The sequence below is a fragment of the Xanthomonas sontii genome, from assembly GCF_040529055.1.
GTDB lineage: Bacteria > Pseudomonadota > Gammaproteobacteria > Xanthomonadales > Xanthomonadaceae > Xanthomonas_A > Xanthomonas_A sontii.
In genome coordinates, this window is sequence record NZ_CP132342.1 from 2,033,363 (window position 1) to 2,045,985 (window position 12,623).

The 12,623-nt window shown below is 71.1% G+C and carries 14 protein-coding genes; 4 read left to right on the forward strand and 10 right to left on the reverse strand.

Annotated features, from left to right (window positions below):
• Window positions 1-37 precede the first annotated feature (37 nt).
• The 7 genes from RAB70_RS08620 to RAB70_RS08650 all read right to left on the reverse strand — a co-directional run bounded on the left by RAB70_RS08620 (window position 38) and on the right by RAB70_RS08650 (window position 4,453).
• Window positions 38-595, reverse strand: a complete 558-nt coding sequence (locus tag RAB70_RS08620; protein WP_148829765.1) for a flavin reductase family protein — start codon at window positions 593-595, stop codon at window positions 38-40.
• Window positions 596-655: 60 nt separating this feature from the next.
• Window positions 656-1,273: a molybdenum ABC transporter ATP-binding protein gene (locus tag RAB70_RS08625; protein WP_148829766.1), complete on the reverse strand. Its 618-nt coding sequence runs from the start codon at window positions 1,271-1,273 to the stop codon at window positions 656-658.
• Window positions 1,274-1,301: 28 nt separating this feature from the next.
• Window positions 1,302-1,997 carry a molybdate ABC transporter permease subunit gene (modB, locus tag RAB70_RS08630; protein ID WP_017909969.1) on the reverse strand — a complete coding sequence of 232 codons (696 nt, stop codon included), beginning with the start codon at window positions 1,995-1,997 and terminating at the stop codon, window positions 1,302-1,304.
• A gap of 9 nt (window positions 1,998-2,006) precedes the next feature.
• A complete protein-coding gene (modA, locus tag RAB70_RS08635) occupies window positions 2,007-2,786 on the reverse strand; it encodes a molybdate ABC transporter substrate-binding protein (protein ID WP_017917367.1) in 780 nt (259 codons plus the stop codon).
• 116 nt (window positions 2,787-2,902) lie between these two features.
• On the reverse strand, window positions 2,903-3,733 hold the full coding sequence (locus RAB70_RS08640; protein ID WP_148829767.1) for an MBL fold metallo-hydrolase: 831 nt from the start codon (window positions 3,731-3,733) through the stop codon (window positions 2,903-2,905).
• Window positions 3,730-4,080, reverse strand: coding sequence for a helix-turn-helix transcriptional regulator (locus RAB70_RS08645; protein ID WP_017917369.1), 351 nt, complete (start codon window positions 4,078-4,080; stop codon window positions 3,730-3,732). Before RAB70_RS08645 ends, RAB70_RS08640 begins: the two co-directional genes overlap by 4 nt.
• Window positions 4,081-4,084: 4 nt before the next feature.
• The gene (locus RAB70_RS08650; RefSeq protein ID WP_017909974.1) at window positions 4,085-4,453 is read right to left on the reverse strand and encodes a rhodanese-like domain-containing protein; all 369 of its coding nucleotides are present in this window, start codon (window positions 4,451-4,453) and stop codon (window positions 4,085-4,087) included.
• A 295-nt stretch (window positions 4,454-4,748) separates the two neighbouring features.
• Between RAB70_RS08650 and RAB70_RS08655 the strand changes: the two genes are divergently transcribed.
• From RAB70_RS08655 to trxC, 4 genes are all read left to right on the forward strand, one after another.
• A complete protein-coding gene (locus tag RAB70_RS08655; protein ID WP_148829768.1) occupies window positions 4,749-5,792 on the forward strand; it encodes an efflux RND transporter periplasmic adaptor subunit in 1,044 nt (347 codons plus the stop codon).
• 1 nt (window position 5,793) lies between these two features.
• Window positions 5,794-9,009, forward strand: a complete 3,216-nt coding sequence (locus RAB70_RS08660; RefSeq protein ID WP_148829769.1) for an efflux RND transporter permease subunit — start codon at window positions 5,794-5,796, stop codon at window positions 9,007-9,009.
• A 78-nt stretch (window positions 9,010-9,087) separates the two neighbouring features.
• Window positions 9,088-9,567, forward strand: a complete 480-nt coding sequence (locus RAB70_RS08665) for an OsmC family protein (RefSeq protein ID WP_017911670.1) — start codon at window positions 9,088-9,090, stop codon at window positions 9,565-9,567.
• On the forward strand, window positions 9,564-10,007 hold the full coding sequence (trxC, locus tag RAB70_RS08670; RefSeq protein ID WP_148829770.1) for a thioredoxin TrxC: 444 nt from the start codon (window positions 9,564-9,566) through the stop codon (window positions 10,005-10,007). Before RAB70_RS08665 ends, trxC begins: the two co-directional genes overlap by 4 nt.
• A gap of 87 nt (window positions 10,008-10,094) precedes the next feature.
• Here the strand turns inward: trxC and RAB70_RS08675 are convergent, their stop codons facing one another.
• The 3 genes from RAB70_RS08675 to RAB70_RS08685 form a co-directional block, all read right to left on the reverse strand.
• A complete protein-coding gene (locus RAB70_RS08675) occupies window positions 10,095-10,907 on the reverse strand; it encodes a S1/P1 nuclease (RefSeq protein ID WP_148829771.1) in 813 nt (270 codons plus the stop codon).
• A 143-nt stretch (window positions 10,908-11,050) separates the two neighbouring features.
• Entirely contained in the window at window positions 11,051-11,671 is a 621-nt protein-coding gene (locus RAB70_RS08680; protein ID WP_148829772.1) for an OmpW family protein, read from the reverse strand.
• A gap of 257 nt (window positions 11,672-11,928) precedes the next feature.
• Window positions 11,929-12,558 carry an OmpW family protein gene (locus RAB70_RS08685; protein WP_017917377.1) on the reverse strand — a complete coding sequence of 210 codons (630 nt, stop codon included), beginning with the start codon at window positions 12,556-12,558 and terminating at the stop codon, window positions 11,929-11,931.
• Window positions 12,559-12,623: the final 65 nt, after the last annotated feature.

The following is a 12,623-nucleotide window of genomic DNA, read 5'->3' on the forward strand; positions in this document are numbered from 1 at the left end:
ATCGCAGCGTGTAGTCTGCCTTGCCCGTTGCCGGGAACTACAGCATCTCCGGCTTGAACAGGCGCCGCCGCGAGATCTCCGCGCCCGACAGCATGAAGCGGCCGTCGTCCCGGTAGTGCAGGGTGCGCGGCCGCTTCGGCGAGGCGGGGACGTGCGCCTTGACCACCTCCCATACGAACAGGCCGTGTTTGCCGATCTGACTGCCGTCGTGCAGGCGGCATTCGAAGCTGGCGTAGCACTCGGCGATCAGCGGCGCCGCCACGTGCGTGGCGGGCACTGCGGTGAGGCCGAAGTGCGCGAACTTGTCCAGGTCCGCGCCACTGGTATTGCCGATGCCGACCACCGTGTCGACCAGGTCGGCGGTGGGCAGGTTGATCACGCATTGCTTGCTGCGTCGGATCAGGTCGAAGCTGTGGTTGGCGCTGGAAATGCAGCAGGCCAGCAGCGAGGGAGAGAACTCCAGCACCATGTGCCAGCCCAGGGTCATCACGTCGCGCTGCTGCTTCCACGCCGAACTGACCAGCACCACCGGGCCCGGCTCGAGGAAGCGGCGGACGTCCTGGGTGGGGAACTCGAGCTTGCGGTAGCGGCGCATGCGCAGTCTGCCGTGGTGGGGCCTTCAGTCTCGCCGGCCCCGGTGAACGCGATGTCGGCGTCAGTCCAGCCGATGCACCGCGTCGGCGATGCGCGCCACTTCCTCGGCCTGGTGGCTGACGTAGAGCATCGGCAGGCGCACTTCGTCGCGCACGCGCTGCAGGTACGGGATCAGGTCGCTGCGGCGGTCGGCGTCCAGCGCCGACAACGGTTCGTCGAACAGCAGCAGCGACGGCTGCGACAGCAGCGCGCGGCCGATCGCCACGCGCTGCGCTTCGCCGCCGGAGAGCGTGTCGGGGCGCCGCTCCAGCAGCGCGCCGATGCCGAGCAGCTCGACCACCGCATCGAGTGCGAAGCGCGCCGGCTTGCCGCGGCCGTGGCGGCCATAGCCGAGGTTGCGGCGCACGTCCATGTGCGGGAACAGGCGCGCGTCCTGGAACACGTAGCCGATGCCACGGCGATGCGCCGGCAGGTCGATGCCGGCAGCGCTGTCGTACAGCACCCGGCCATCGATGGCGATGCGCCCGCTGCGCGGCGGCAGCACGCCGGCGATGGCGTTGAGCAGGCTGGTCTTGCCGGCGCCGGACGGGCCGACCAGGGCGACCACGCGCGCCTGTTCCTCGATGCGCACGTGGCGCGCGAAACGGCCGCGCTGCAGGTGCAGGTCGATGCTCAGCATCGGCGTCGGCTCCGGGCGGTTGCGCGGCTCATGCGTCCACCTCGGTGCCACGCTGGCGTCGCACCAGCCACTCGGAAGCCAGCAGCGCGCCCAGCGAGATCGCCAGCGCCACCGCCGCAAGCCGCCAGATGCCGGCTTCGGCGCCGGGCACCTGCAGCAGGCTGTAGATCGCCGAGGCCAGGGTCTGGGTCTGTCCGGGGATGTTGGAGACGAAGGTGATGGTGGCGCCGAACTCGCCCAGCGCCTTGGCGAAGCCGAGCACCCCGCCGGCGACCACGCCCGGCCATGCCAGCGGCAGGGTGATGGTGAAGAACACCCGCCATGGGCCTGCGCCGAGCGTGGCGGCCGCCGCTTCCAGGCGACGGTCGGTGGACTCCAGGGCCAGGCGGATCGCCCGCACCATCAGCGGGAAGCCCATCACCGCGCTGGCCAGCGCCGCGCCGGTCCAGCGGAACGCGAACTGCACGCCGAGATGTTCGAACAGCCAGCCGCCGATCGGCCCCTGCAGGCCGAACAGTTGCAGCAGCGCGTAGCCGGTGACGATCGGCGGCATCACCAGCGGCAGGTGCAGCAGCGCGTCCAGCAACGATTTGCCGAAGAAGCGGCGCCGCGCCAGCAGCCAGCCGCAGGCCACGGCGAACGGCAGGCTGGCCAGCGCCGCGACCAGCGCGACCTTGACGCTCAGCGCGATCGCGGTCAGTTCCTGCGCGGTGAAGTCGAACAACGCCAGGCCTCAACGGGCGAGCGAGAAACCGTGGCGACGGAAGATCGCCTGTGCCGGTGGCGTGCCCAGCCAGCGCACGAACTCGGCGGCGGCCTTGGCTTGCGGGCTCGCACGCAGCGGCGCCACCGGATACACGATCGGCGCGTGGCTGTCGGCGGGGAAGGTCGCCACCACCCGCACCTTCGGTTCGGCCTGGGCGTCGGACCCGTAGACGATGCCCAGCGGCGCTTCGCCGCGCGCCACCAGCATCAGCGCGCTGCGCACGCTCTCGCTCTCGGCCAGGCGCGGCTGCACGCTGTCCCACTGACCCAGCGCCTGCAGTGCGGCGCGCGCGTACTTGCCGGCCGGCACACTGGCGGTCTGGCCGACCGCCAGGCGCCCCTGCGCGCCGAGCGCGGCGAGCAGCGCGCCGGGTTTGCGCAGGTCGACCTGCGCCTTGCTGGCGGCCGGCGCCACCAGCACCAGGGTGTTGCCGAGCAGGTCGCGGCGCAGTGCCGGATCGATCAACTTGCGCTGCTGCAGGTAGTCCATCCACTCCTGGTCGGCGGAGACGAACACGTCCGCCGGCGCCCCCTGTTCCACCTGCCGGGCCAGCGTGGAACTGGCGGCATAGGACACCTGCACGGGGGTGCCGCTGGCGCGCTGGTAGGCGCTGGCGGCCTCGTCCAGCGATTCCTTGAGGCTGGCGGCGGCGAACACGGTCAGCGGCGTCTGCGCCGAGACCGGCGCGATCGCGGTGGCGACGATCAAGGTGCACAGGCACAGCAGGCGGCGCAGCGGTCGGGTCATGGGTCACTCCAGCGGGGGGCAGGTAGGCGATGCGGCAGGGCGCGGCGGCGCGCGCGTACGGTCGCGCAGCGCTGTCGCAACTCCGCATCCTAGCGCGCCGGCGGCGCGCTGCCTGCTCACGCCGCCGGCGGCGCCAGGTCGTCGGTGCGGCCGGCCTGGATGTTGGCGCGCACCGACGGCTGCATCAGCCGCGGCTCGGCCAGCGTCGCATCGCGCGCCTGGCGCAAGGCCACGAAGGCCGCTTCGTCGATGCCATCGCGCACATGGATGTTGCTGCGGCGCTGTTCGCCGATGCTGGTCTGGCAGGCCACCGCGCGGCCGCCTGCGCCATAGTCGTGGCACACGAACACGCGCGTCGCCTCCGGCAGCGCGTACAGCCGCTGGATCGAACGGTACAGCGTGGCCGCGTCGCCGCCGGGGAAATCGCAGCGTGCGGTGCCGCTGTCGGGCATGAACAGCGAATCGCCCGGGAACAGCGCATCGCCGATCAGGTAGGCGACGCTGTCGCCGGTGTGGCCGGGCACGGCGATGACCTGCGCCTGTACATCACCGACCGCGAAGCGCTCGCCATCGGCGAACAGGTGATCGAAGCCGCAGCGCGCCTGCGCGTCCGCGTCCAGGCCGAACTGTGGCGCGAAACGGGCACGCACTTCGCGGATGCCGTCGCCGATCGCCAGCGTCGCCTGCGGCCATCGCTGCTTGAACCACTGCGCGGCGGAGACATGATCGGCGTGGGCGTGGGTCTCGAGGATCCAGCGCAGGTGCAGTCCGCGCGCGTCCAGGCACGACGCAAGCGCCTGCGCCGGCGCGTCGTCCAGTGCGCCGGTCTGCGGGTCGTAGCCCACCACCGGGTCGATCACCGCGGCGTCGCGGCCATCCTCGACCAAGTAGCTCCAGGTGCCGGAAGCGGCGTGGTGGAAGGCGTGGACGTGCGGATGCTGGCTCATCGATCGCTCCGGGTGGCGGCAGGTGGCGCGGCGCTGCAGTAGATGCCGTGCAGCACCTCGAGGATGCGCTGCACCGGGCCGGGCACCAGCGAATAATAGATGGTCTGACCCTCGCGGCGGGTCTGCACCAGTCCATCCTCGCGCAGCAGCGCCAGGTGTTGCGACAGCGCCGACTGGCTCAGCTCCACACGTGCGTTGAGCTCGCCGACCGATTGCTCGTGGTCCACCAGCAGGCACAGCAGCAGCAGGCGCTTCTCGTTGCCGAGCGCCTTCAGCAGGCGCGCCGCCTCGCTGGCGTGCGCGCGCATCGCGGCAGGATCCAGGGCGGTTGCGGCGCGGCGCGGCATGGGCTCAGAAATCGACCGGGCCACCGGCCGCGGTCCAGCCCAGGAAGCCGCCGGTCAGCGAGCGCACCGCGGTGTAGCCCAGGTGCTGCAGGCTCAGCGCCGCCAGCGTGGAGCGGCCGCCGCTGGCGCAGTACAGCAGGATCGGCTGGTCGCGTCGGGCCAGCGCCGGATCGGCGTCGAGACGGAATTCGAGGATGCCGCGCGGGATGTTGATGGCGTTGGGCAGATGGCCCATGGCGAACTCGCCGGGTTCGCGCACGTCGATGATCCACTCGCCGGGCAGCGGCGTGGCGGCGGCATCGGTGTGGGCAGGGGTTTCGTGGATCTGCGCGCGTGCGCGGTCGACCAGGACTTGGGCGGAGGAGGCGGGCATTGGGGGTGCTCGGCGGGAAAGTGCGCCCATCATATCAGTTGACTCTAATATAAGAAAATTCTAATTTATCTCGCGGCCAGCCTCGGGCGGCCGCGCCCGATCTGCCGCGGTGGGGTGCCCACCGACGGCGCGGATGCGCCCTTTCCTCTGGAGTTCGATCATGCGTGTGCTTCGTTGGCCGATCCGCTGTGCCTGGCGTGCCAGACGGCTGCGCGGGACGCTTGCTGCACCTGCCGCTACGGCGGCCCGCGGCAACGGTCGTGCGCCCCTGGCGGGCGCGTTCGCGGCGCTGGCGATGCTGGCGCTCGCCGGCTGTCGGCATGACGCCGCCACGGTCGCGCCACCGCCATTGCCGGCGCTGGCGACCGTGCAGGTGGAGCCAGCGGCGATGGCGTCGCGCTCCTGGGACGGCGTCGTGACCGCGGTGGAGTACGCCGATCTGAGTGCGCAGACCGGCGGGCGCGTGCGCAGCGTCGCGGTGGACGTGGGCGACCGGGTCGCCGCCGGCCAGGTGCTGCTGCAACTCAGCGCAGTGGAACAGCGCGCCGGTGTGGCCAGTGCGCAGGCGCAAGTGCGTGCCGCGACGGCCAGCGCCGACGAGGCCGAGGCCAGCTATCGCCGCTATGCGTCGCTGGCCGGGGCGCAATACGTGTCGCGCGCGCAACTGGACCAGGCCCGCGCCACCCGCGATGCGGCCAATGCCGCACGCGCTGCCGCCGTCGCGCAACTGGCGCAGGCGCAGCAGCCGGCCGACTACACCGTGGTGCGCGCGCCGTTCGCGGGCGTCATCAGCGCGCGCGAGGTGCAGCCGGGCGAGGCGGTGGCGGCCGGGCAGGCCTTGCTGTCGCTGTACGTGCCCGGCGCGCAGCGCATCGAGGTGCAGGTGCCGCAGTCGGATGCGGACGCGGTCCGCGCCGCGCGTCGCGCGCAGGTGCGGCTGGACGATGGACGCATCCTGCAGATTCCGCAGGTGACGGTGTTCCCTACCGCCGATCCGCGCAGCCACAGCGTCACGGTGCGGGTGCCGTTGCCGGCGCTGCAACCGGCCCCGGCACCCGGTACCACGGCCAAGGTCGAGGTGCCGCTGGCTGCCGGCGATGCCGCGGAGTCGGCCTCGTTGCGCATTCCGCTGTCGGCGCTGCTGCAACGGGGCGAACTCAGCGCCGCCTATGTGCTGGCCGACGGCCGGCTCAGCCTGCGGCAGTTGCGGATCGGGCAGCGCGACGCGCAGCGCGTGGAAGCGCTGGCCGGGCTGCGCGCGGGCGAGCGGGTGGTGCGCGATCCGGTCGCTGCCGGGCAGGCGCTGGCCGCGCAGCGGCGCGCGTTGGCGGAGCGTTGAGATGGCTGCCCGTTTCGGGATGTCCGGCCGCCTGGCGGCGTTCTTCCAGGCCAATCCGCTGACGCCGCTGCTGGCCCTGCTCGGCCTGCTGCTCGGCCTGGCGGCGGTAGCGATCACCCCGCGCGAGGAAGAACCGCAGATCGACGTGACCATGGCCAACGTGTTCGTGTCGCTGCCGGGCGCCGATGCGCGCGAGGTCGAACAACTGCTGAGCACGCCGCTGGAACAGAAGCTCGACGAGATCGAGGGCATCAAGCACGTGTACTCGCTGAGCCGCCCCGGGCAGGCGGTGCTGACCGTCGAATTCGAGGTCGGAGTGCCGCGGCAGACCGCGCTGGTGCGCCTGTACAACCAGGTGTATTCCAACCTGGACGTGCTGCCGACGCAGATGGGCGCCAGCGCGCCGCTGGTCAAACCCAAGGGCATCGACGACGTGCCGGTGATGAGCGTGACCCTGTGGAGCGACGATCCGCAGCGCAGCGCCGCCGATCTGGGCGCGATCGCGCGCACCCTGGAGACCGACCTCAAGCGCCTGCCGGGAACGCGCGACATCTACAGCATCGGCGCGCCGCCGCGGGTGGTCACGGTGACGCTGGATCCGGCGCGGCTGGCCGCCTACGACCTCACCGTGGCCGACCTCGGCCAGGCGCTGCGGGGGGCGAACGTGGTGCGTCCGCTCGGCGATCGCATCGGCGGCGGCCGTGCGGTGCCGCTCAGCGCCGGGCGGTTCCTGGCCGATGCCGACGCCGTGCGCGAGCTGGTGATCGGCGTGCACGACGGCCGGCCGCTGCAGTTGCGTGATGTGGCACAGATCCAGGCCGGTGCCGACCTGCCCACGGCCTACGTGTGGTACGGCACGCCGCCCACGCGCGGCGGCCCGGCGCAGGGGCGCGCGCCGGCGGTGACCCTGGCCATCGCCAAGAAGCCGGGCAGCGACGCCTCGGCGCTCACCCGCGCGGTGAGCGCGCGCCTGCAGGCCTTGCGCGGCGAACTGCTGCCGCAGGGCGTGCATGCCGAGGTCACCCGCGACTACGGCGCCAGCGCGGCGGCCAAGGCCGCCAAACTGATCCACAAGCTGGTGTTCGCCACCGCCTCGGTGGTGCTGCTGGTGCTGTTCGCGCTGGGCTGGCGCGAGGCCATCGTGGTCGGCAGCGCGGTGGTGCTGACCCTGGCGCTCACGCTGTTCGCCTCGTGGGCGATGGGCTTCACGCTCAATCGCGTGTCGCTGTTCGCGCTGATCTTTTCCATCGGCATCCTGGTCGACGACGCCATCGTGGTGGTGGAGAACATCCACCGCCATCTGCGCGCCGGCGGCAAGACCTTGCGCGAGGCGATTCCGCCGGCGGTGGACGAAGTCGGCGGCCCGACCATCCTCGCCACCTTCACCGTGATCGCAGCGCTGATGCCGATGGCCTTCGTCAGCGGCCTGATGGGGCCGTACATGCGGCCGATCCCGATCAACGCCTCGGTCGGCATGCTGCTGTCGCTGGCGATCGCGCTGGTGGTGACGCCCTGGCTGGCGCTGAAGCTGCTGAAGCGGCATGTGCCGGCGCACGCCGCGCAGGCACACGCGCGGGGCGACGCGCCGCCGCGCCTGCAGCGCCTGTTCGGGCGCTTGCTGCACCCGTTCCTGGATCCGGGCCGCGGCGCGCGCCGGCGCGGCTGGCTGTTCGCCGGCATCGCGGCGCTGCTGCTGGCCGCGGTGGGCCTGGTCGGTCTTCAATGGGTGGTGCTGAAGATGCTGCCGTTCGACGACAAGTCCGAGCTGCAGATCGTGGTCGACCTGCCCGAAGGCAGCGCCGTGCAGGACACCGATGCGTTGCTGGTGGAGTTGGCCGGGGTACTCGACCGCACGTCCGAGGTGCACGACTACCAGGGCTATGCCGGGACCTCGGCGCCGGTCAACTTCAATGGCCTGGTGCGGCAGTACTTCCTGCGCAGCGGCAACAACGTCGGCGACCTGCAGGTGAACCTGGTCGACAAACACCAGCGCACGCGCCACAGCCATGCCATCGCCCGCGCGCTGCGGCCGCCGCTGGCGGCGATCGCACGCCGGCATGGCGCGTCGCTGAAGGTGGTGGAGGTGCCGCCGGGGCCGCCGGTGCTGTCACCGTTGGTGGCCGAGGTGTACGGGCCGGACTATCCGCGCAGCCGCCAGCTCGCCCTGGCGCTGGAGCGGCGCTTCCTGCGCACGCCTAACGTGGTCGATGTCGACACCAGCGTGGAGAGTGCGGCCACCCGCGAAACGCTGGTGGTCGACCGCGTGCGCGCTGCGCGCCTGGGCGTGAGCCAGGCGGCCATCGCCGATGCCCTGGCCACGGCGGTGCAGGGTCTGGACGTCACCTGGCTGCACGATGGCACGTCCAAGGTGGCGCAGCCGGTGCGGCTGCGCCTGCCGGGCGCCGCACAGGCCGCCAGTGCCCGCCTGCTGGCGTTGCGCGTGCGCGGCGGCGATGGGCAACTGGTGCCGCTGTCGGAACTGGTCGCGGTGCAGCGCCTGCCCTGGGACGACAGCATCGCGCACAAGGACCTGCGGCCGGTGGTGTACGTCACCGGCGACGAAGCCGGGCGCCTGGACAGCCCGCTGTACGGCATGTTCGACCTGGTCGGGCAACTGCGCAGCCACCGGCTCGATGGGCAGACGCTGCGGCAGCATTTCATCGCACCGCCGGTCGACACCGTCGACTTCGCGGTGAAATGGGACGGCGAGTGGCAGATCACCTACGAGACCTTCCGCGACATGGGCATCGCCTACGCGGTGGGCCTGTTGCTGATCTATCTGCTGGTGGTGGCGCAGTTCCGCAGCTATCTGCTGCCGCTGGTGATCATGGCGCCGATTCCGCTGACGGTGATCGGGGTGATGCCGGGCCATGCCCTGCTCGGCGCGCAGTTCACCGCGACCAGCATGATCGGCATGATCGCCCTGGCCGGCATCATCGTGCGCAATTCGATCCTGCTGGTGGACTTCGTCCGCCATGCCCTGGCGCAGGGACGCAGCGCCGAGCAGGCGGTGATCGAGGCCTGTGCGGTGCGCGCACCGCCGATCGTGCTGACCGGCCTGGCGGCGATGCTGGGTGCGCTGTTCATCCTCGACGATCCGATCTTCAACGGCCTGGCGGTGGCGCTGCTGTTCGGCATCCTGGTCAGCACCGCACTGACCCTGCTGGTCATCCCGTTGCTGTACTACCCGCTGGCACAGCGCGAAGCGGCGGCGTGAGCGCAAGGCTGCGTCCACACGCCGTTACCGGTGCCGGCGTAGAGTCGAAATCCCTTTCTGCGAAGTGGAGTTTCCGCGATGCCCATCGGCGATCCGATCCGCGTCACCCTGGAGCAGGACACGGACTTCGCGTTCCGCATTCGCTTCGACGAAACCACGCTCGAGCCCTGGTTGAGCGACGAAACCGCGCCGCTGGGCCAGGAGCGCGGCCCCAATCCCACGCGCATCCTGCTGGCCGGCATCGCCAATTGCCTGGCCGCCAGCCTGCTGTTCGCGATGCGCAAGTACAAGAACGATCCGGCCGGGGTGGTCGCGCACATCACCGCCACGCCGATGCGCAATCCGGAAGGGTTCTGGCGCATTCCGCAGGCGTCGGTGGAACTGCAACTGCCCGGCGCCAACCAGGACTATGCGCAGCTGGAACGGATCCTGGCGCAGTTCGAGCAGTTCTGCGTGGTCACCCAGAGCGTGCGCCAGGGCATCGACGTGCAGGTCACGGTCAAGGATGCGCAAGGCACCGTGCTGCTGGGCGACAAGAGCATCGAGGCCGGCGCATGACCACGCTGCTGCATGTCGCCTGCCCGCACTGCGCCGCGCTCAACCGGGTGCCGGAGGTGAAACTGACGGACGCGCCGCAATGCGGACGCTGCCATCGCGGCTTGTTCGACGCCACACCGGTCACACTGATCGCCGAGACGTTTGCCGCGCATGCCGAGCGCAGCGAGCTGCCGCTGCTGGTGGACGTGTGGGCGCCGTGGTGCGGCCCATGCCGAACCATGGCCCCGCATTTCGCCGCCGCGGCCGCGCAGCTCGAGCCGCGGCTGCGCCTGGGCAAGCTGGACAGCGACGCGCAGCCGGCGTTGGCCGGGCGCTTCGGCATCCGCAGCATCCCGACGCTGCTTCTGCTGCGCCAGGGCCGCGAGCTCGGCCGACACAGCGGCGCCATCGGCACCGCCGAGATCGTGCGCTGGACGCTTGCACAGTTGAATTCTGCGTAACGCTCTCGTCGGAGCGGCTTCAGCCGCGATGGGCTTACCTGGGAAAGTCCATCGCGGCCGAAGCCGCTCCTGCACGGTGCGCCGGGCTTACTTGCCCAGCGCCGCGTTCAACGTGGCCGCCAGATCCGCACCGGCCTGGCGCAGTTGCGCCTCGGCGACCGGGCGCCAGGTCGTCACGTAATCGGCCGGCAGCGTGGCGCCGGGCGGATAGAAGCCCGGACGCAGCATGATCCTGCAGGAGGCCTCGGCCCACGCCGCGGCCGGTGGCGGCAGCGCGCTGCCCGCCGGCGAGGGCGCCGGCAACGGCTGCTTTTCCAACTCGGCCAGGTAGGCCTGCTCGTCCAGCCCACGGCTGCGTAGCAGGCCGCTGTCCCACAGCGAATGCAGATTGCTGCCCTTGCCCTCGAACTGGATCTGCACGGTGTTGGCGCCCTTGTCGCGGGCGTAGCCGGCATGCAGCGGCTGCTGCACGTCGCCGGCGAAATGCACCACGAACTTCAGCGCCTGCGCACGCGCGGCCTGCGGCTGGCTGCGGTCGGCGAGGATCGCGGCCTGGCGGCGCAGCGCCTCGACCGCGCAGTTGCCGTCCGGGCAGTCGCGGGTTTGTTCGTAGTGGCAGTCGTTCTCGGCCAGGTTGACGTAGTGCCAGCGCGCGCTGCGCTTGCCGAGGTCGGGATCGTGTTCGCGGAGTTGGTCGGCCCAGTTGGCGACGCCGGCCAGGGTCGGGTCGGGTTCGCCCTGCAGCAGGGTACGGACCTGCGCGCGGGCTTGCGGGGTGAGCTGGGTGTCGGCGAGATCGGCGACCAGGCGGTGACCCAGCGGGCCCCAGGCGAAGGCGGCGGACGGTGCGGCGGCGAGGGCCGCGGCGAACGCGGTGCAAACGAAGGGAGAGATTTTCATGCGCCGATTCTAGCCGGCGCCGACGACGCGGCCATGACGCGTGCCGGGTCTATTGCGTTGCCGCTCAGCATGGCGGACGCCGGTGCCAGGCGGCGTCGCCGACCGTGCCGAGCCGCGTCCGGGGACACGACCCGGCTGCAGGCTCAGAAATACATCAGGTACGCGACGCCGTAGGTGACCGGATCGAGCTTGGCCTTGCCGAGCGTACTGCCGTCCACTTTCACGTCGCTGCGCATGCCGGTCCAGCGCGCATCCACGCGGATCGCGCTGCGTTCGCCGACCGCGAAATCCACGCCGGCATGCAGCGCCGGACCAATGGTGTCCTTGAACTTCACGTCGTTGGACGAAAACGCGCCCTTGCCGTCGCTGCCGAGGAAGGCGGTGTAGTTGAGGCCGGCGCCGACGAACGGGGAGATGTCGCCGTTGCCGTTGAAGTGGTACTGCAGCGAGATGGTGGGCGACAGCATCCAGGCGCTGCCGATATCGCCGCCGCGGTCAACGCCGATCTTCTGCTGGCCGACCAGGCCCTGGATCTCCACGCCGAGGTTGCCGCGGAAGAAGTATTCGTAACTGAACGATACGGCCGGCGCGACGTCGGCGTCGAAGCGCTGGTCGCTGCCGCGCAGCGTGCCGTTGGACGACCCCGGCACCATGCCGTGCAGACCATAGCTGGTGGTGAAGTGGCCGGCCGACTGCGCCGCGGCGGGCAGGGCGATGCTGGCGAGGGCGGCGACGGCAAGGCGACGGAACAGGCGTGGCGGCATGGGAGACCCCGGTGGACGACGAGTGGGCGGATGCGAACCCCGTGTCGGCCCGGCGGGCACCGATCCACATCCGTGTGGCGCGTAGTCTGCCAGAGAAGCGGGGCGGACGCGCTGCGCTCCGGCAAGGCCGCGTGTGCGGCCCGCGTGTCGATCCGGTACGGCCATGCTCCGGAATGGCGCCGCTGCCGCGAGCGGCGCCGATCCTGTTGCCGCCGGCGCCGCCGGCGCCGCAGGTCGCAGCGGCGCCGGCGCCCGTCTCAGAACTTCATCACGTAGGCCAGGCCGTACACCAGCGGATCGATGTGCGCGGTGCCCAGGTCGCTGCCGTTGACCTTGACCTTGCTGTCGATGTCGATCCAGCGCATGTCCACGCGCAGCGCCGACTTGTCGGTGAGCGCGATGTCCACGCCGGCATGCGCGGCCAGGCCCCAGGAGTCGTCCAGCTTGAGCTTGCTGCCGGCCAGCGCGCCGGTGGTCTTCTCGCTGAAGAAGGTGGTGTAGTTGAGGCCGGCGCCGACGAACGGCGAGACCTTGCCGGCGCTGTTGAAATGGTACTGCAGCGACACCACCGGCGGCAGGTGCTTGGTGCTGCCGACCTTGCCCACGCCCTTGACGCTGATGTCGTGCTCGAACGGCAGCGCGGCCAGTACTTCCACGCCCAGGTCCTGGTGCACGAAGTACTCGAAGGTCACCGTCGGCCGGATGTTGCTGTCGATGCGCAGCGGCAGGGTGCCGCCGGCGAGCGTGCCGTTGTCGGACTTCGGGTTGACCTGGTGGGCGCCGATGCCGATGGTCCAGTCGCCTTGCGATTGCGCCAGCGCCGGCAGGGCGCACAGGGTCAGGGCGGCGGCCAGGCCGGCGAGCAGGAGGGGGGAGGTGGTGCGCATGGTGGAGTCTCGGTTGGGTGTGGGCGCAGTGTCCGGCGCGCCGCCCCATGCCGCCTTGATCCTGA